Source organism: Egicoccus sp. AB-alg2, from assembly GCF_041821065.1.
Taxonomy (GTDB): domain Bacteria; phylum Actinomycetota; class Nitriliruptoria; order Nitriliruptorales; family Nitriliruptoraceae; genus Egicoccus.
Genome location: NZ_JBGUAX010000008.1, coordinates 182,067 through 199,044 on the forward strand (window position 1 = coordinate 182,067; position 16,978 = coordinate 199,044).

16 protein-coding genes are annotated in these 16,978 nt (G+C 69.3%); 8 read left to right on the forward strand and 8 right to left on the reverse strand.

Annotated elements, in window-relative coordinates; translation table 11 throughout:
• Nucleotides 1–53: 53 nt before the first annotated feature.
• A complete protein-coding gene (locus tag ACERM0_RS16965) occupies nucleotides 54–785 on the reverse strand; it encodes a FadR/GntR family transcriptional regulator (protein ID WP_373679801.1) in 732 nt (243 codons plus the stop codon).
• A 175-nt stretch (nucleotides 786–960) separates the two neighbouring features.
• On the opposite strand from ACERM0_RS16965, the gene ACERM0_RS16970 reads away from it, so the two are divergent.
• The 7 genes from ACERM0_RS16970 to ACERM0_RS17000 all read left to right on the forward strand — a co-directional run bounded on the left by ACERM0_RS16970 (nucleotide 961) and on the right by ACERM0_RS17000 (nucleotide 6,636).
• The gene (locus tag ACERM0_RS16970) at nucleotides 961–1,359 is read left to right on the forward strand and encodes a universal stress protein (RefSeq protein ID WP_373679802.1); all 399 of its coding nucleotides are present in this window, start codon (nucleotides 961–963) and stop codon (nucleotides 1,357–1,359) included.
• 70 nt (nucleotides 1,360–1,429) lie between these two features.
• Nucleotides 1,430–2,551, forward strand: coding sequence for a zinc-binding dehydrogenase (locus ACERM0_RS16975; RefSeq protein WP_373679803.1), 1,122 nt, complete (start codon nucleotides 1,430–1,432; stop codon nucleotides 2,549–2,551).
• Between the two features lie 60 nt (nucleotides 2,552–2,611).
• Nucleotides 2,612–3,286, forward strand: a complete 675-nt coding sequence (locus ACERM0_RS16980; protein WP_373679804.1) for a 4-carboxy-4-hydroxy-2-oxoadipate aldolase/oxaloacetate decarboxylase — start codon at nucleotides 2,612–2,614, stop codon at nucleotides 3,284–3,286.
• Nucleotides 3,287–3,306: 20 nt separating this feature from the next.
• Nucleotides 3,307–4,320, forward strand: a complete 1,014-nt coding sequence (locus ACERM0_RS16985) for an amidohydrolase family protein (RefSeq protein ID WP_373679805.1) — start codon at nucleotides 3,307–3,309, stop codon at nucleotides 4,318–4,320.
• A gap of 46 nt (nucleotides 4,321–4,366) precedes the next feature.
• Nucleotides 4,367–5,359, forward strand: a complete 993-nt coding sequence (locus ACERM0_RS16990) for an ABC transporter substrate-binding protein (protein WP_373679806.1) — start codon at nucleotides 4,367–4,369, stop codon at nucleotides 5,357–5,359.
• 42 nt (nucleotides 5,360–5,401) lie between these two features.
• Nucleotides 5,402–5,899 carry an isoprenylcysteine carboxylmethyltransferase family protein gene (locus tag ACERM0_RS16995; protein ID WP_373679807.1) on the forward strand — a complete coding sequence of 166 codons (498 nt, stop codon included), beginning with the start codon at nucleotides 5,402–5,404 and terminating at the stop codon, nucleotides 5,897–5,899.
• On the forward strand, nucleotides 5,896–6,636 hold the full coding sequence (locus ACERM0_RS17000) for a class II aldolase/adducin family protein (RefSeq protein WP_373679808.1): 741 nt from the start codon (nucleotides 5,896–5,898) through the stop codon (nucleotides 6,634–6,636). The genes ACERM0_RS16995 and ACERM0_RS17000 overlap by 4 nt, the downstream gene beginning before the upstream one ends.
• Before the next feature lies 1 nt (nucleotide 6,637).
• On the opposite strand, the gene ACERM0_RS17005 is transcribed toward ACERM0_RS17000, so the two are convergent.
• The 5 genes from ACERM0_RS17005 to ACERM0_RS17025 form a co-directional block, all read right to left on the reverse strand.
• Nucleotides 6,638–7,822, reverse strand: coding sequence for an MFS transporter (locus ACERM0_RS17005; protein ID WP_373679809.1), 1,185 nt, complete (start codon nucleotides 7,820–7,822; stop codon nucleotides 6,638–6,640).
• A gap of 77 nt (nucleotides 7,823–7,899) precedes the next feature.
• Nucleotides 7,900–8,604 carry a cysteine hydrolase family protein gene (locus ACERM0_RS17010; protein WP_373679810.1) on the reverse strand — a complete coding sequence of 235 codons (705 nt, stop codon included), beginning with the start codon at nucleotides 8,602–8,604 and terminating at the stop codon, nucleotides 7,900–7,902.
• Nucleotides 8,601–9,053 carry a cupin domain-containing protein gene (locus tag ACERM0_RS17015; protein ID WP_373679811.1) on the reverse strand — a complete coding sequence of 151 codons (453 nt, stop codon included), beginning with the start codon at nucleotides 9,051–9,053 and terminating at the stop codon, nucleotides 8,601–8,603. The genes ACERM0_RS17010 and ACERM0_RS17015 overlap by 4 nt, the downstream gene beginning before the upstream one ends.
• Nucleotides 9,054–9,127: 74 nt before the next feature.
• On the reverse strand, nucleotides 9,128–10,213 hold the full coding sequence (locus ACERM0_RS17020) for a Bug family tripartite tricarboxylate transporter substrate binding protein (RefSeq protein ID WP_373679812.1): 1,086 nt from the start codon (nucleotides 10,211–10,213) through the stop codon (nucleotides 9,128–9,130).
• Nucleotides 10,214–10,308: 95 nt separating this feature from the next.
• On the reverse strand, nucleotides 10,309–12,495 hold the full coding sequence (locus ACERM0_RS17025) for an AAA family ATPase (RefSeq protein ID WP_373679813.1): 2,187 nt from the start codon (nucleotides 12,493–12,495) through the stop codon (nucleotides 10,309–10,311).
• Nucleotides 12,496–12,659: 164 nt separating this feature from the next.
• Between ACERM0_RS17025 and ACERM0_RS17030 the strand changes: the two genes are divergently transcribed.
• A complete protein-coding gene (locus tag ACERM0_RS17030) occupies nucleotides 12,660–13,706 on the forward strand; it encodes a cupin domain-containing protein (protein WP_373679814.1) in 1,047 nt (348 codons plus the stop codon).
• A 233-nt stretch (nucleotides 13,707–13,939) separates the two neighbouring features.
• On the opposite strand, the gene ACERM0_RS17035 is transcribed toward ACERM0_RS17030, so the two are convergent.
• Together ACERM0_RS17035 and ACERM0_RS17040 are read right to left on the reverse strand one after the other, a co-directional pair.
• Nucleotides 13,940–15,214, reverse strand: a complete 1,275-nt coding sequence (locus ACERM0_RS17035) for an MFS transporter (protein WP_373679815.1) — start codon at nucleotides 15,212–15,214, stop codon at nucleotides 13,940–13,942.
• Nucleotides 15,215–15,252: 38 nt separating this feature from the next.
• Entirely contained in the window at nucleotides 15,253–16,884 is a 1,632-nt protein-coding gene (locus ACERM0_RS17040) for an FAD-dependent monooxygenase (protein WP_373679816.1), read from the reverse strand.
• Between the last annotated feature and the right edge of the window lie 94 nt (nucleotides 16,885–16,978).

Here is a 16,978-nt window from a genome sequence, read left to right on the forward strand (position 1 = left end):
CGTTTCCTCACCATCGGTCAGTCCATCCTACCTTGGCGAGGTGGGGCGGGATCTCACACCTTGCGGAGCAGCCTCGCGGTGCTGGCCGGCATGTCGCGCCCCCGGAGCAGATGCGTGATCAGGACGTCGCGGGCACCCTCGGCGTTTCGGTCAGCGAGGTACTCCACCAAGGCCTCGTGCTCTTCGACGGTGCGCTTGTGGGCGTCGCGGCGGACCTCCGTCGCGCGAACCGCGGCCATCGACAGCGGCCCGGAGAACGTCTCGGCAAGCATGACCACCGCGGGGTTGTGTGCGGCGCGGGCGAGTTCGGCGTGGAACTGGACCGACAGCTTGGTGTCGTACTCGTCCTGCTCGAGCTTCTCGCGGGACTGTCGGCACAGGTCGCGGAGTCGGGCGATGTCCTCGTCGGTGACGCGTTCCAGCACGAGGTCGAGGATGCCGAGCTCGACGACCAGACGTGTCTCGGCGATCTGTTCGGGCTCGAATGTGCCCATGAACAGCATGTTCGAGAGGCTCTCGCCCACGACCGAGGGCGACGGCGTGGTCACGAACGCACCGCCGGCCGAGCCCACCCGGATGTCGACGAGGCCCATGGCTTCGAGGACCCGCAGCGCGTCACGGACGGTGACCCGACTGACCCCGAACGTCTCGGCGAGCTCCCGCTCCGCCGGGAGGCGATCGCCCGGTTGCAGACGACCGCCACGGATCAGGGCGATCACCTGCGAGACGATCTCGCTGGACATCCGGGTGCCGGTCACGGGCGAGAGATAGGACGACACGGACATCGGGGACTCCTGGATGGCGGCGGCCGACGCCCGTCCCGCCAGATGCGTGAGCTTCGCAGGAGGCTAGCTCGCGAATCGTCGGACCGTGGAAACTTCGCCCCTTTGCCGCCCAGTGGGTCTATGGTAAAACCATTGCCATCGGCGCGACCGTCGCGCCCGAACGGACGGACCCATCATGAGCGTCGTCGTTGGCTTCGCCGAACGTCCCGAGGCGGAGCGCGCGTTACAGGTCGCGGCCGACGAGGCGCGTCTGCACGACCTGCCGCTGCACGTCGTGCACATCGCGAAGGTGGGCGTCGGCCAGGACGACAACGAATCGATTCTCTCCCATCGCGAGCGCCTGAGTGCCATCGAGGCCAAGTACCAGGCCGAAGGACTCGACTGCACCGCGCGTGAGGTGTTCGCGCAGGGGCGGGTCAGCGAGGCCCTGATCGAGGAGGCCCGCGACCGGGCAGCGTCGCTGCTCGTCATCGGCATCCGCAGTCGCTCGGCCGTCGGCAAGTTGCTCGTCGGCAGCGTCGCGCAAGAGGTCATCATGGGCGCCGCCTGCCCCGTGCTGTCCGTGAAGCCCTGACCGTTCAGACGCGAAAATAGCTAATTGTCCTACCTTTAGCTAGCATGACGCTTGTCGAGGAGATGCGCTGATGGCGGACGAGGTACTCGCGGCGGTGCGCGTGGCGCCGTCCACGACCGAGCTGCGGACCTTTCCCTGGCCTCGTGTGCCCGACGACGGTGCGTTGCTGAAGGTGGAGGTCGCCGGGATCTGCGGCACCGATGTCAAGATGTACGCCAAACCGCCCTTCGACGACCCCGTCATCATGGGGCACGAGAACATCGGCGTCCTGGTGGAGGCGGGGCCGAAGTTCCTCGAGCGCCACGGTGTCGCACTCGGCGACCGGCTCTTCGTCGAGCACTACGTCGCCTGCTACCGCTGCCACTGGTGTCACCGCGGCGACTACCGGCACTGCGAGCTGACGGACTGGCGCACGAACCCGCACGCGCGGCGATACGGCTACACCTCGGCCGACAACGAGCACCACCTGTGGGGCGGCTTCTCGCAGTACATGTACCTGCCCTGGAACGCCGTGATCCACGCCGTGCCCGACGGCGTGTCCGCCGAGCTCGCGGGACTGGTCACGCCGCTGTCCAACGGCATCGAGTGGGCGTTGTTCGAGGGCGGCGTCGGCTACGACAGCACGGTGCTGATCCAGGGCCCCGGCCAGCAGGGGCTGTCCCAGGTCGTCGCCTGCAAGCAGGCGGGTGCCTCGAACATCGTCGTCAGTGGCACCTCGCGAGACGGGGCGCGATTGCAGCTGGCGCTGGAACTCGGCGCCGACCACGTCGTCGACGTGCAGCAGCAGGACCCCTACGCCGCCGTCATGGACGCGACCGCAGGCGTCGGCGTCGACGTGGTCCTCGACTGCACCGCCGGGGCGGGCACCGCGCCTCTCCTGCTCGGCATCGACGTCCTGAAGCGCCGCGGCGGCACCGTGGTCGCGCAGGGCGAGTTGGCCGCCTTCCCGGACTTCCCGCTCAAGAAGCTCACCGAGAAGGCTGCCGCCCTCAAGAGCGCCCGCGGACACCGGTACGAGGCGTGCGAACTCGCGCTCAGGCAGCTCGCCTCGCACCGGTTTCCGCTCGAGCGGCTGGCGACGCACACGTTCGACCTCGAACAGACCGACCGTGCCATCCGCACGGTCGGTGGCGAGACCGACGAGGACGTCATCCACGTGTCGCTGCTGCCGTGGGGGAGCGGTGCGAACTGAGTCGAGGCCACCCCCCGGTGACGGCGGGGCCGGGCTCGACGCGAGGGCAAGGAGCGGCACATGGGCATCGTGAAACGGAAGGTCGACCGCGCACACATCGAGCTCGTCGACGGCCTGGCCGCCTGTGGCGTCGCCACCGTGCACGAGGCGCAGGGCCGCACCGGCCTGCTGGCGTCCCGGATCGGACCCGTCTACGCGGGCGCCCGCGTCGCCGGTACGGCGGTGACGGTGTCGGCGCCACCGGCCGACAACTGGATGCTGCACGTCGCGGTCGAGCAGTGCCAGCCCGGAGACCTGCTCGTGGTCAGTCCGACGGCCCCCTCCGATGCGGGCTACTTCGGAGAACTGCTCGCCACGGCGCTGCAGGCACGCGACGTCCGCGGCCTCGTCATCGACGCGGGCTGCCGTGACGTCTCCGAGTTGCAGGTCATGGGCTTTCCCGTCTGGTCGAAATGCGTGTCCGCGTTCGGCACGGTCAAGGAGACGCTGGGCGACGTGAATCTGCCGATCGTCTGCGCCGGGCAGTACATCGAGCCCGGCGACGTCGTCGTGGCGGACGACGACGGCGTGGTGGTCGTGCCGCGGGCACGTGCGGCCGACGTCCTGGCGGCCTCCCGCGCGCGTGAGGAGAAGGAGGCGCGCTCGCGGGCCCGCTACGCGGCCGGAGAGCTGAGTCTCGACGTCGGCGCGATGCGCGAACGGCTCGAGCGCAAGGGCCTCCGTTACGTCGACTGACCCGCCAACGGGAGCTTCCCATGATCATCGACTGCCACGGCCACTACACGACGGCCCCGCCGCAGCTGCAGCGCTTCCGAGACGACCAACTGGCACGGCTCCGCGACCCGACGCGACCACCCGCGACGCTGGGCGCCATCTCCGACGGGGAGATCCGCGAGAGCATCGAGCAGCACCAGTTGCGCGTCCTGCGTGAACGCGGCGGCGACGTCATGGTGTTCTCCCCGAAGGCGTCCGGCATGGAGCACCACGTGCCGGACAGCGACACGGCGGCGGCCTGGGCGCGTGCCTCGAACGACCTCGTGCACCGGGTGACCGAGCTGTTCCCGGAGACGTTCGCGGGTGTCTGCCAGCTGCCGCAGACGCCGGACGGCGCCCTCGGCCCGGTGATCGCGGAACTACGCCGTTGTGTCGAGGATCTCGGATTCGTGGGTTGCAACCTCAACCCGGATCCGTCGGGTGGCCACTGGACCTCCTCCCCGCTGACCGACGAGTCCTGGTTCCCGTTGTACGAGACCATGATCGAGTTGGACGTACCGGCGATGATCCACGTCTCGTCCTCGTGCAACCCGAACTTCCACACCCTCGGCGCGCACTACCTCAACGCCGACACCTCGGTGTTCATGCAGTTCGTGCAGGGGGATCTGTTCGCGCGGTTCCCCGAGTTACGCTTCGTCATCCCGCACGGCGGCGGCGCCGTGCCGTACCACTGGGGTCGCTACCAGGGGCTCGCGACCCGACTGGGCCGTCCCCCGATCGAACAGCACGTGATGAACAACGTGTTCTTCGACACCGCCGTCTACCACCAGCCCGGCATCGAGTTGCTCACCCGTGTCGTCGGCATCGACAACCTGTTGTTCGCGTCCGAGATGCTGGGCGCCGTCCGCGGCGACAATCCCGACACCGGCTCGGGATGGGACGACACGCTTCGTTACCTCGAAGCTGTGGACCTGACGCCGGACGAGCGCAAGCGCATCTACGAGGCCAACGCGCTGCGGGTCTACCCGCGACTCGCCGCGCGACTCACCGGATGAGTGCACGGCGGTCGGCGTCTCGACCGATCGCCAGGGAGGAAGGTCCATGCCACCACTACCGCTGACGTTCGCCTGCGGCGATTACGACCGCACCCGGGCACTCGAGGAAGGCACCGTCCGGGCCAGCGGGATCTCGCTCAACTATCTGCGGCTGCCGGTCGAGGAGACCTTCTTCCGCATGATGCGCCATCAGGAGTTCGATGTCGCGGAGATGTCGTTCTCGTCCTACGTCGTCTCGCTGCAGCGGGACGACCCACCCTTCGTCGCGTTGCCGGTGTACACCTCACGGATGTTCCGGCACGGCGGGATCTTCGTGCGCTCCGATGCCGGGATCGAGCAACCCGAGGACCTCGTCGGCAAGACGGTGGGGTCGCCGGAGTTCCAGCTCAGCGCTTGCGTCTGGATCCGCGGCATCCTCGCCGAGCACCACGGCCTGCCGGTCGACTCCGTGCGCTACCGGACCGGTGGGCAGGAGAAGCCCGGCCGCATCGAGAAGGCAGCGCTGGATCTCCCGCCCGAGATCGAGGTGGAACCGATCGCGCCCGGCCAGACGTTGTCGCGGATGCTGGTCGAGGGCGAGATCGATGCCATCTATTCACCGCGGATCCCGTCCCCGTTCACGGAGGGTGACCCCCGCGTCCGCAGGTTGTTCCCGGACGTGATCGCGGCCGAGACCAAGTACTTCGGCAAGACCGGCATCTTCCCGATCATGCACGTCGTCGCCATCCGTCGGGAGGTCTACGAGACCAACCGGTGGATCGCGCAGTCGCTGATGAAGGCGTTCTCCGAGGCGAAGGAACGGGCATACCGCCGGTTCGACGACTCGTCCGCGCTGCCGTTCACCTTGCCGTGGATGACCCTGCAGTTCGAGGAGGCGCGACGGCGACTCGGTGACGACTTCTGGTCGTACGGGCTCCAGGACAACTGGGACGACCTCGACGCCTTCCTGCGCTACCACCATGAGCAGGGGTTGTCCAAGCGCCGCGTGACGCCCGAGGAACTGTTCGCGCCCGAGGCGTTGGAGTCGTTCGTGATCTAGGCCGGACGTTTGTCGCGGCCGGTCACCGCAGGTGGAGGCACCGTGATCGATCCGAGGTCCACGCCGACGCGGACCTTCCTGGTATGGCCCGTGCTCGTGCTCGTCGGCTCCCGTCTGGCGCGACGGCCGCTCGACTGGCGGTTCGCGCCTGTCGCCGCCGGCGGGTACATGCTGTACCGAACGGCCGGCACCTACCGCACCCGTCACGGTGGCGGCGGCCCGGGGATGGCCCAACCGGCGGAGCGTCTCGTCACCACCGGCCCGTACGCGATGAGCCGTAACCCGATGTACCTGGGGCATCTGCTCACGTTCGCGGCCTTCGTCGGGGCGACCCGCTCCCGCTGGTCGGCAGCGGTGTTCGGGTGGCACCTGCGATGGTTCGACGACCGCGCCGCCACCGACGAGCGCCAGCTGCGGGAGCGCTTCGGCGAGGACTACGAGCACTACCGCGCTGCCGTGCCGCGTTGGCTGCCCTGGCGCGGGGGTCAGCTCAGGCGACTGCTCCGGCCGCCCTCCGGCACCGCCGGCGCCGACGCATGAGCGGAGTCGACGTGCAGCAGCTCCACGAGGATCCCGCCCGGGCCGTCGCCGAAGCCTGCCGGGCGCTGGCGGTCGCCGGCGTGCTTGACGGCATCCTCGGCCACATCTCCCTGCGTGCCGACGAGCGCAGCCTCTGGGTCCGCTGCCGCGGCCGTGACGAGCCCGGCCTGCGCTACTCCCGTGCGGCCGACGTGCACCTGGTCGGGCTCGACGGTGAGGCGCCGGCCACCCCGGAACACCGCGCCCCGAACGAGCTGCCGATCCACACCGCCGTGTTGCGTGCCCGGCCCGACGTCCACGCCGTCGTGCATGCGCATCCGCCGCACGCGCTGTTGGTCGGGCTGGCGGATCTCGCTCTCGAACCCATCTTCGGTGCGTACGACATACCGGCCATGCGTCTCGCGGAACGGGGGGTGCCGGTCTATCCGCGGAGCGTGCTCGTCAACGACGACGAGATCGGCCGTGAGGTGGCGGAGGCGTTGGGGCCGGCGCAGGTGTGCCTGCTCCGCGGCCACGGCATCGTGGCGGTGGGCTCCTCGCTCGCCGCCGCGGTCGTGGCGGCGGACACGCTGGAGCGGCTGTGTCGCGTCACGGTGGAGCTCGCACGTCTGGGGGCTCGCGCGGCTGCCGTGCCCGAGGCCGACCGTGCACAGCTGCCGGACCTCGGAGCCGGGTTCAACGACCGGTTTGCCTACCAGCACCTGCTGGCGCGACTCCGTGCCGTCGAGGGGAGGTGAGTCACGAGCCGCCGGCGTCCGCGTCGAAGGGTGCCCGCATGACGACGCCGGCGCTGCTGGCGAGCAGTACGCCCAGCGCGACGAAGATGGCCGCGACCCCCGCGGCGCCGCCGATGGCGCCGAAGGCGGCCGGCAGCGCGACCTGACCCCCGCGGTTGCCCATGAGCCGCACGCCGATGGCGATGCCGCGTGAATCCGCTGGCACGGCTCGCGTGACCCAGGCCAGCGACATGGGCTGGCCGAGCCCCAGCCCGAAGCCGGCGACGGCCAGGAGGACGCCGAGCAGCGGCACGCTGGTCGTCGTCGGGAACAACAGCAGGGCGAGGCCGGGCAGCAGCAGCCCGAGCAGGAAAAGGTGCCGTCGCCCGAGCCAACGCAGCAGCGGCACCAACGCCAGTCGGGACAGGACCGACGCCGCCGCGCGAAGCGAGAGCAGGAGCCCAACGGCCGCGACCGAGATGCCGTTCGCCTCGCCATAGACGGGGACGTAGGCCACGAGGATGTCGATGGTCGCGAGGACGGCCAGGCTGGCCAGCATCGCCTGTGGCATGGACCGAAGCCGCAGGATGCGGACCATGGCGGCCAACGCCGCATCGGTGCGCGGGGGCGTCTTCTCCCGTACCCCCGACGGTGGCGGCCAACGGCGCAGCGATGCCGCGAGCACCACGAGACCGACCAGGAAGGTGACGCTCGCCCACAGTGCGGTCGTGGTGCCGCCACCCGCGAGCGACGAGACGAACCCACCCACGGCCGGTCCCGTCACCTGGCCCAACGACCCCATCACGGCGAAGGCGCCGTACCGGGCGTCTCTCTGGTCCGGCGGGCTGCAGTTGGCGACGAGGGTCTGCAGCGCCACGAGCCCGAAGATCTGCCCGGCTCCGAGCACCGCCTGGGCGACCCCGAGCATGAGGACGCTGCTGACCACCGCCAGCCACGCCGCCATGGCGGTCATCACGATCGCGCCGCCGAGGAGGAAGCGCGACTCCCCGAAGCGATCGACCCACTGGCCCGTCGGGACCGCCACGACGAACGACAACAGGGCATACGACGCTGCCACGTAGCCGATCTGTGCGGTGCTCGCGCCGATCTCCAAGGCGCGGTAGGACACCATCGGCCGGATGACGTTCAGGGAGGTCGTGAGCAGGAACACGCAACTGGCGCAACGCAGGAACCATCCGGCCGTCATGGCTGTCCTCGCGCCTCGCGGCGGTCTCGGGGATCGGGCGGAGGCGGACGCCGCACACCGCGCCGGGGACGCCGGCGTCAGCCGGCCGGAAGCAGGTCGTGACTCGGCGCCTGCAGACAGCGTCGCCCGAGCCCGAGGTCGACGACGGTGGCGTACTTGCGGTGCATGTCCAACAGGTTCACCGCGTGGGAGACGGGGCTACGGTCGAAGACGGCGTCCTCGACCACGGCCACCTGGAACCCGTGTGAGTAGGCGTCGACGACCGAGGCGCGCACACAACCGCTCGTGCTCTCACCGGCCACGACCAGGCTGTCGACGGAGCGTTGGCGCAGCCACGTCGAGAGCGGCGTCCCGAAGAAGGCGCTCGCGCGGGTCTTCCGGACGAGCAACTCGCCCGCCACCGGCGTGAACTGCGGCATGAGGCGGTAGCGCTCACCGGTCTCGTCGGCGTTCTGGCGGCGCGCGGTGGCGGCACCGAGTGTCGATTCCGGCCTGTCCTCGCCGCTCGTGTGCGCGATCGGCACGCCCGCCTCACGCGCTGTCCCGAGCAGTGTCAGCAATGGATCGAGTGCCTCCCAGGCAGCCGGGCCGCACGATCCCGGCCACTTCTCGATCGCGGTCTCCAGTGGCTCCGGCCCGTCACCGAAGGCCGACACGTAGAGGTCGATGAGCAGCAGCGCCGGACGCGTGCCGAACCGTCGGTTCCTGACGTAGCGGTCGGCGAAGACGCGGTCCTGCTCGGTCAGCAGGTGGTCCCAGGGCCGCACTGAGGAGGCCGTCATGCCGGGTCGCCGAAGTGGAGGCCGTCGGGGGCCGGGACCGGGGGCACCTTCTTGTTCTGCGCCGAGTCACCCGTGAGGAGGTGGCCGTCCGTCCCGACGCGGTCGTTGCCCTCCGGCGGCTTCCCGGTGCCGACGCGCAGGAGGACGAGATTGCCCTCGCCGGTGCTCTCGAAGCGGTAGTAGATGCCGCGGGGGAGCAGGATGCCTTCATAGGGGCCGACCGTCATGGCGTCGTCGTTCGCGTCGTAGAACGTCGCCTGCCCTTCGAGCACCACGAACGTGTGGTCCTCGTGCTGGTGTGCATGCAGCGCGTTCTCGCCGCCCTTCGCGTAGACCTTGACGCGGACGGCCAGTTGATCGGTCCGTGCGACGGTGGTGTTGCTCCGCCCCTCCACGAGGTACGGCGTGCGGAGCGTGAAGTGCTGTGGCTTCTGGGCGACCGTGCTCATGTGCTTCTTCCTGTCCTCCTCGCCGGACGTCGGCCGCTCGAGTGCGGCCGACGTCCGTCCGAGGTTCGCCGGCGTCAGCTGTTCTCCGCGATGATGGCGCGAACGCTGTCGGGTGTGTCGAGGGCGGTCGCGATGATGCGTTCCACCTCCTCGTGGCCGCGCCAGTCCAGCTCCAGGTCCTGACGCTCGAACTCCTCGATGAAGGCGGGGTCGTTGGCGATGTTCTCCAACGCCTGGCGCAGTTCGGCCAGACGGTCGGCGGGCACACCGGGCGGCGCGGCGAGGGCCCGGCCGAGACCGTTGATCGCGACCAGCGACTCCGCCATCACGAGCCGTTCGCCTTCCAGGCCGATGTCGTACAGCGACGGAACGCCCGGGTACATGTCTTCGAGCGGCTCGTCGCCCACCACGACCAACACGCGCTGGTCGCCGGCCTCCACGAACGGCAGTGACGTGCTCGCCGTGTTGGCGTCGGCCATGACCTCGCCGGCGACGACGGCCAGGTTCGACTCCGCACTGCCTTCGAAGCCGCTGATGAAGCGTGCGTTCTGCAGGTCCAGGATCTCCATGAGGAGCGCGGACGTCAGGTGCGACCCGCCGCCGGGGCCCGTGGTCGCGAACGTGATCTCGTCGTCGGTTCCCATGAGCTCCTGGATGTCCTCGTAGGGCAGGTCCGCGTACACGTTCATGACCCGCGGTTCGGCCGCGAGCCGCCCGAGCCACTCGAACTCCCCGATCTCGAACTCGACGCCCTGCGCATCACTGAGGACCGAACCGAGCGTGCCGGTCCCATTGATGAGCGTGATGACGGTGCCGTCGTTCACGCCGGTGTAGACCTGGTTGAGGTTGAGCAGGCCACCGGCTCCCGGGTTGTTCGAGACGGTGACGTCGGCGTCGAGTTCCTCCGCCAGGAACGGCGCCAGGGCGCGCGCGTACGTGTCGTAGCCGCCACCCGGGCTGACGCCGAGCGAGATCTCGATGAGTTCTCCGGCGAACAGCCCACCGGCATCGCCGGCAGCGGCGTCGGACGTGTCCGCGCCCTCCGGCTCGTCGCTCGCTGCCTGGCCGGCGTCGGTTCCGGTCCCGCCGCAGGCGCCGAGCAGCAGGGTGAGGGGCAGCGCGACGCCGGCGAGCGCTCGCCGCGGACGGGGGATCAGCATCGAAGAACTCCCAGGAGTGAGACAGCCGAGCGTCGACTGAACGCCCGTGGACCAATGGTATAACAATCACACGCCGCGGGGGGCCGGTGACGGCGTCAGCCGAGGTGGCTGTCCATCTCGAGGGCCCGTTCGAAGTGGGCGACCTGCAACTCCGCGTCGGGCTGCATGCCGGCGGCTTCGACGGCCACGAGCTTCGCGTTGTGGCACAGGAAGGCGAGGTCCGCGCCGACCATGCCGTCGGTCCGCTCGCTCAGGTGCTCGACCAGTCGATCGACGCCGGTCTGCTCGGCGATCGGGGCATTGCGCAGGTGGATGCGCAGGATCGCCGCGCGTTCGGCGGCGTCCGGGGCCGAGACGTGCAGGTGGATGCCGAAGCGGCCCGGCCGCAGAGCGGCCGGATCGACCATCTCGAGCCGGTTCGTGGCGCCGACGACGACCACGCGGCCGCGACGCTCCATGCCGTCGAGCTCCGCGAGCAGCTGGTTGACCACCCGCTGGGGGGCGCGGGTGCCCTCGTGTTCGAGGTCGCTGCGTCTGGGGACGACGGCGTCGAGTTGATCGAAGAAGATGATGCACGGTTCGGTTCGGCTGGCGACGTCGAAGACGTGACGCACGCTCTCCTCGGACTCGCCCAGCCACTGCGAGAACAACTCCGGACCCTGGATCGGGATGAAGTTGACGCCCGACTCCCGTGCGATCGCCTGCGCCAGCAGCGTCTTGCCGGTGCCCGGCGGGCCGTGCAGCAGCACACCCAGATTCCGCGACAGTCCCGCCCGCTCGAACACCTCGGGATGGCGCAGCGGCAGCTGCACGAGATCCTGCAGGCGGCGCTTGACGTCCTCCAGGCCGCCGATGTCCTCCCAGCCGACGTCGGGATAGGAGATCAACGACTCGCGCATCGCCGATGGGTGGACCTTGCCGAGCGCGTCCTCGAAGTCCCGCTCACGCACCACGAGCTCCTCGGGTGCCGGATAGTTCGCGATCGAGGGCGACTCGACGAAGCGGGCGGCGGCGTGGCGCAGGGCGTTCAGGCCGGCCTCGCGCGACAACTCCATCAGGTCGGCGCCCACGTAGCCGTATGCCCGCTCGGCGATGTTCGGTAGTGCCGCTTGGGCATCGTCCGCCAGCGGCATCTCGCGGGTGTGCACGCGCAAAATCTGCTCGCGGGCGGCGCTGGAGGGGGTGGGGAAGTAGATCTCCCGGTCGAACCGTCCGGCCCGGCGCAGGGCCGGATCGATCGCGTCGATGCGGTTCGTCGTCCCGATCACGATCACACCCTCGGCGTTCTTGAGGCCGTCGAGCAGTGCCAGCAGTTGCGTGACGGACCGAGCGTCCGACTGGCTCGAGGCCATCCGCCGGAACGGGGCGATCGCGTCGATCTCGTCGATGAAGACGATGGAGGGTGGCTTGAGGCTGGCTTCGGCGAAGACCTTGCGCAGATTCGCCTCGGTCTCGCCGGAGTAGGTGCCGACCACCTCGGGGCCGTTGATGTAGAACAGCTCGGCGTTGATCTCGTTGGCGACGCTGCGCGCGAGCAGGGTCTTGCCGGTGCCCGGCGCCCCGTAGAAGATCACGCCGCGGGGCGGGTTGATCCCCAGTTGCCGGTAGACCTGGGGAAAGACCAGCGGCAGTTCGACGAACTCGCGGACCTCGCGAATCTGTACCGTCAGACCACCGACGTCCTCGAACGTGGTGTCGACGACGGTCTCGGACAGGCCGGCATGGTCGTGGTCGTGATCCGACGGCCCGTGATGGTGGTGGTCCTCGTCGATCAACCAGACGGTCGTGTCGTCGACGACCACCCCCTCGTCGTTCGCATCGCCCTTGACGTAGTGGACCGCGTAGGTGATGCCGGCGAGCGTCCCTTCGAGACGGACGTAGAGCAACATGCCCGGACGCACCGCCACGTGTTGGGCTGCCAGCTGCCGCTTGAGGGCCGGTACCACGTTCGGGTCGTAGTGCTGGCTCATGTCGATGCCCGGGATGAGACCCACCTCGACCGCAGGATCGGGGGTGGCCGATTCGATCTCGACGGCTTCGTGCGGGTAGGCCTTCAGTGCCTGGCGCGTGAACCGGTCGATCCGGATCGAGCCGGGATGGGGATCGCCGTCCCCGTCGACGACCTGGCAGAGCGTGCTGCGCTGGCGTTCGGTCCGCAGCCGCACGTGGTCGCCGGTGGCGACCCCGAGTTCCTCGCGAAGGTCGTCCGCGAGCGCGGCGCCCGCCACGCAGGCCGTGCGGTAGTCGATGGGGCGAGGGTCGACGACGCCGGACGCGGACAACGCAGGCTCCGATTCTCGGTCGTGGGCACCGTGGCAGGCGCTTCCGATGAGGACAGGATACCCAAAGCTCTATTGGTTAGTCCTATAGTGTAGGATCGAGGAGTTCCGCCGGCCGCAAGCGAGGCGCGCGGCCGGAGCATCTGACGGATCGGGAGGAGCACGTCGTGGAGCAGGTTCGCACGCAGACACAGACGCGAGAGCAGACGAAGCAGAACGTGCACGTCTACACCGAGCACTACGACAAGAAGCGCATCTACGTCCGCGAGGTGAGCAGCAACCGCTACAGCCTGGCTGCCGAACGACGCGAGCGACTCGACCGCATCCCGCGGGTGTTCACGCCGGAACTCGGGCACGGCAAGAAGGAGAACTGGGCGGTCATGCGCCCGGGCGACGAGACGTTTCGCTCGCAGAGCCTCGACGTCCACTTCGTCACCGTGCAACCCAACGGCCGCAACGACGGGCACGGGCATCAGAACGAGGCGATGTTCTACGTGCTCGAGGGCGATGGCGGCTACGAGATGCACGACGGCAAACGGTACGACTGGAACGCGGGTGACGCCGTCGCCGTGCACAACGACTGCGTGCACTGGCACAACAACCCGAATCCCGAGAAGCGGGCCGTCTGCCTGGTCATGAAGCCGAAGCCCCTGGCGCTTTTCCTGGGACTGACCTACCAGGGAAAGATCGGCTACAAGCCGGAGAACGAGCACCTGTACGAGCCGCGCAGCGAGTGGCTCACGGCCCGGCCGGAAGGCGACGACGAGATCCCCAAGGTCCTGCCCAAGGATGCCACCCCCTTCGAACTGACGCCCTTCGGGTACACGCGCCGTATCGCCGGCGAGGGCGTGCCGCTGCGGATCAAGGGTGTCGAGGCCTATCTGCACCAGATCCCGGAGGGCAGCCGATCGGGCAAGCGGTGGAAGATGCCCGACGAGGTCGCCTACGTCCGTGAAGGTGAGGGCTACGACCTGCACTGGGACGTCGAGGCAGAGATCGACGACCAGTACTACGCGCGCATCGCCAAGAAGCCGACCAAGTGGGAGTGGAAGCAGGGCGACGTCATCTGGACGCCGCACAACACCATCGTGCAGCGCTTCAACACCGGTGCGGGGACGGCCGAACTCATCGCCGGGTCGAACCGGGTCTTCAACCTGCTCGGCTACTCACGCGTCCACTACTTCGAGAACGCGCCCGAGTACGACGCTGGCTGACACGTCCGGCAGTTGCCGACTCCTGTCCCGGACGCGCCGCGACACCCCTCCGCTGGCTCCGCGACCGGCCCTCCTGCTGTCCGGCGAGAGGCGCGCGGGGGGCGATGTCTGGATGAGTCGGCCGCCGGGCCCATGCGGTGTTCGGGCCCGGGGGTCTGCCGGCTCCTCGCTTCGCCCTGGCGGACGTGGTGGATCCCCTCGTGCTCATCTCCGATTCGCCCGCGCTGGCGTCCTCATCGACCCGGGGTTCTCGTAACGCGACCCTGACCCGGAGGCAGCGGTGCCGCATCGCTGGCCTCACCGGTTTCGGCGCCGCTCGGCGTCCGGGCAGGGCGACCGTGTCGGAGGGCGGCGATGCCCAGGAGGGCCAGGCCGATCCCACCACCCGCAAGGAACCCGAGCGTGAGGCCGACGGCCGACATGAGGGGTCCGACGACGACCGGGGCGGCCGTCGAGGCGCCCTGATTCACCGTCCCGCGGAGTCCCAGGGCCAGGCCGCGACAGTCGTCGGGCGCGGCCGTCGTGACGATGCTGATCAGCAGGGGGAGGCTCAGTCCGATCGCGACCCCGATCAGCGCCGGCGTGAGGAACACCCACGGCATGGCGGTCGAGGCGGGCGCGATGAGCAGTCCGACCGCCCCGCAACCCAAGCCGGCGATCGTCGCCCACTGGGGGGTCATACGCTGCGCCCAACCGCCGGCGGTGGGTGCCATGCACGCGGCGACGAAGCCCGCGGTCGCCATCACGACCCCGGCAACGGCCGGATCGACCGCTTGCTCGACGAGGAACACCGGGAGAAACGTCGAGAAGATGGTGGAGATCCACAGTCGCGCGGAGGTCAACACCAAGGCCACCTGGATGCCAGGTATCCGGGTCAGTCCTGCAGCAGCACGCAAGCCGGTGCCGCGCTTCTTGGCAGCAGCCGATGCCCCACCGGGCTGGGTCTCTCGTAGACCGGCGCCAATGGTCGCGAACAGCAGCGCGTACACGGCAGGCACGAGCAGGGCCCAGCGAAAGCCGACGAGGCTGGCCGCCCCACCGACCAGCAACGGGCCCGTCATCTTGCCGACGTTGCCGAAGAACGCGAATCGGCCGGTGAGGCGCGGTCGTTCGTCGGCGTCCACGGCGGCGGCCGTGATGTAGGTCTGCGACGCGACCCAACCCAGGTTACGGGCGACGCCGTGCAGCGGCTGGAGGAGCAGGAACACCCACACGCTGCTGGTCATCGCGAACGCCACGGAGACGAGGCCGGTCGCGATCGCTCCGACCACGAAGCTGCGTTTCGGCCCCAGGCGATCGATGATGGCGCCGCACGGTATGGAGGTGAGTGCGGCAGCCAGCGCGCCGGCACTCACGATGAGCCCGATGAGGTCGAATCCCGCGCCGAGCTCACGTGCGCGGAGGGGCACCAGGAACGCGACCTGTGCGGTCATCGCGAGCCCGAAGGCGCCGACGAGGTAGGCGAGCCAGAGGCGGCGCGTCCGTGTATCGCCCCGGGGAACCCCCATCCGCTACCTCCCTCGCTTCACCCATCGGTCAGACCATACTACCGCGATTGTGCGCGAGTGAACCGATGGGTGAGGCGTGTCCCGCTCGGCCGCTCCCGGCCGGTGATGGTGGCGAGCAGGTCCGCAGGGTCATCCGTCACCTCGTCGCCGGCCCAGGCGACGAACTGGTCGGGCCGCACCAGGACGTAGCGGGCCTCGTAGGCGCCTCGCCCGCCGGCCAGATCGTCGCGGACCACGGTCAGCGGGATCCGTGCCTGGCTCGCCGCCTGCGCGAACCGCTGGAGTTGCGCCTCGTCCCCATCGAACGACAGCAGGGTGAATCCCGTGCCGAGCGCATCGAAGCTCGTCATGCCCGACGACAGCGGCTGCGGGGCGAGGTGGTGGCCGGGCCGGGCCTCGAAGCGGTGCTGCCCGAGGCCGCTCGTCCGCGCGCCATCCGCGGCGAGCACAACGGGAGACCCGCCGTAGTGGGGCTCGAAGCGTGCCAGGCGTTGGCCGAAGCCCATCGCCATGTCCTCGAACGCCGCCGCGAACGCTTCGCGGTCGCGGTCAGGAGAGTAGTTGGCCAGGAACCGGCGGTCGTCTCGGATCCACCCACCGATGATCTCCTCGCCCACGTCGCGGAAGACGGGTTGCCGTTCGAGACTGTAGGAATCGAGGAGCGCCTCGCCGCCCCAGCCCTGCAGCACGGCGGCCAGCTTCCAGCCCAAGTTGACGGCATCTTCGAGGCCGTTGTTGAGGCCATAGCCGCCGTAGGGCGGGTGGGTGTGGGCTGCGTCACCGGCGATGAAAGTTCGCCCGGAGCGGTACGTCGTTGCGACCTGCACCCGCAGGTCCCAGAAGCCGACGTGGTCGATCGTCGCTCGGAACGGGAAGCCGGCGGCCTCGTCCAGGGCGCGCTGGGGGTCGAACGTCTCGGACGACATGCCGCGCGGCACAGGGGCGTGGAAGAAGAACTCCTCGTCCGCGTCGACCCGGCCGAAGAATCGCCAGTACCCCTCGAGGTCGGGATGCATCACGCGGTAGGTCGAACGCTCGGGATACCGGCGCGCGAGCTCGTCGTGCAGATGGCGGCTTCGGAACACGACCAGCGTGACGAGTTCGTCCCAGTCGGTTCCCTCTCGGGCGATGTCGGCCTGTTCACGGACGAGCGAGTGGCCGCCGTCGCACCCAACGACGTACTCGGCGTCGAAGCGCTGCTCCTCGCCCGCGACGACCGCGCGGACCCAGGCCCCACCGCTGTCCTGTCCGATCGCCACGACCTCGGCCCCGAACTGGGCGTCGACACACGGAAAGTCCTGCAGGCGTCGACGCAGCACGGCTTCCGTCCGGTATTGCGGAAGGCGCTCGTTCTCGCGCGCGTAGTAGCCCTTGACGACTTCCCGGGTCGGCTTGACGTGCCAGTGGTCGCTCTGCAGGTCCCCGTAGACGGTGACCTGGCCGATCGGCATGTCGCGCGGCATGAGCCGCGCGTCTCGGATCTCTGCTTCGACCCCCCAGTTCGCGAACGTCTCCAGGGTGCGTTGCGAGAGTCCCTGGCCCTTGGGGATACGCGACAGCTCCGTGCGTTTCTCCAGAACTGCGCACGTGATGCCGCGGCGGCCGAGTTCGAGCGCGAGTCCGACGCCCACCGGCCCGCCGCCCACGATCACGACCTGGTATCGAGACATGCGTTCCTCATCTCTGTCTATGCCCACGACGGGCTATAGGTTATACCTTTCTGGCCAAGTATTGGTTCGGTCCCGTGCGTCGACGCACGGCTGC

What these genes read in the sequence shown, in the direction of transcription:
- ACERM0_RS16965 (WP_373679801.1), bottom strand. Translation starts at nt 785, where the DNA reads ATGTCCGTGTCGTCCTATCTCTCGCCCGTGACCGGCACCCGGATGTCC.
- ACERM0_RS16970 (WP_373679802.1), top strand. Translation starts at nt 961, where the DNA reads ATGAGCGTCGTCGTTGGCTTCGCCGAACGTCCCGAGGCGGAGCGCGCG.
- ACERM0_RS16975 (WP_373679803.1), top strand. Translation starts at nt 1,430, where the DNA reads ATGGCGGACGAGGTACTCGCGGCGGTGCGCGTGGCGCCGTCCACGACC.
- ACERM0_RS16980 (WP_373679804.1), top strand. Translation starts at nt 2,612, where the DNA reads ATGGGCATCGTGAAACGGAAGGTCGACCGCGCACACATCGAGCTCGTC.
- ACERM0_RS16985 (WP_373679805.1), top strand. Translation starts at nt 3,307, where the DNA reads ATGATCATCGACTGCCACGGCCACTACACGACGGCCCCGCCGCAGCTG.
- ACERM0_RS16990 (WP_373679806.1), top strand. Translation starts at nt 4,367, where the DNA reads ATGCCACCACTACCGCTGACGTTCGCCTGCGGCGATTACGACCGCACC.
- ACERM0_RS17000 (WP_373679808.1), top strand. Translation starts at nt 5,896, where the DNA reads ATGAGCGGAGTCGACGTGCAGCAGCTCCACGAGGATCCCGCCCGGGCC.
- ACERM0_RS17005 (WP_373679809.1), bottom strand. Translation starts at nt 7,822, where the DNA reads ATGACGGCCGGATGGTTCCTGCGTTGCGCCAGTTGCGTGTTCCTGCTC.
- ACERM0_RS17010 (WP_373679810.1), bottom strand. Translation starts at nt 8,604, where the DNA reads ATGACGGCCTCCTCAGTGCGGCCCTGGGACCACCTGCTGACCGAGCAG.
- ACERM0_RS17015 (WP_373679811.1), bottom strand. Translation starts at nt 9,053, where the DNA reads ATGAGCACGGTCGCCCAGAAGCCACAGCACTTCACGCTCCGCACGCCG.
- ACERM0_RS17020 (WP_373679812.1), bottom strand. Translation starts at nt 10,213, where the DNA reads ATGCTGATCCCCCGTCCGCGGCGAGCGCTCGCCGGCGTCGCGCTGCCC.
- ACERM0_RS17035 (WP_373679815.1), bottom strand. Translation starts at nt 15,214, where the DNA reads ATGGGGGTTCCCCGGGGCGATACACGGACGCGCCGCCTCTGGCTCGCC.
- ACERM0_RS17040 (WP_373679816.1), bottom strand. Translation starts at nt 16,884, where the DNA reads ATGTCTCGATACCAGGTCGTGATCGTGGGCGGCGGGCCGGTGGGCGTC.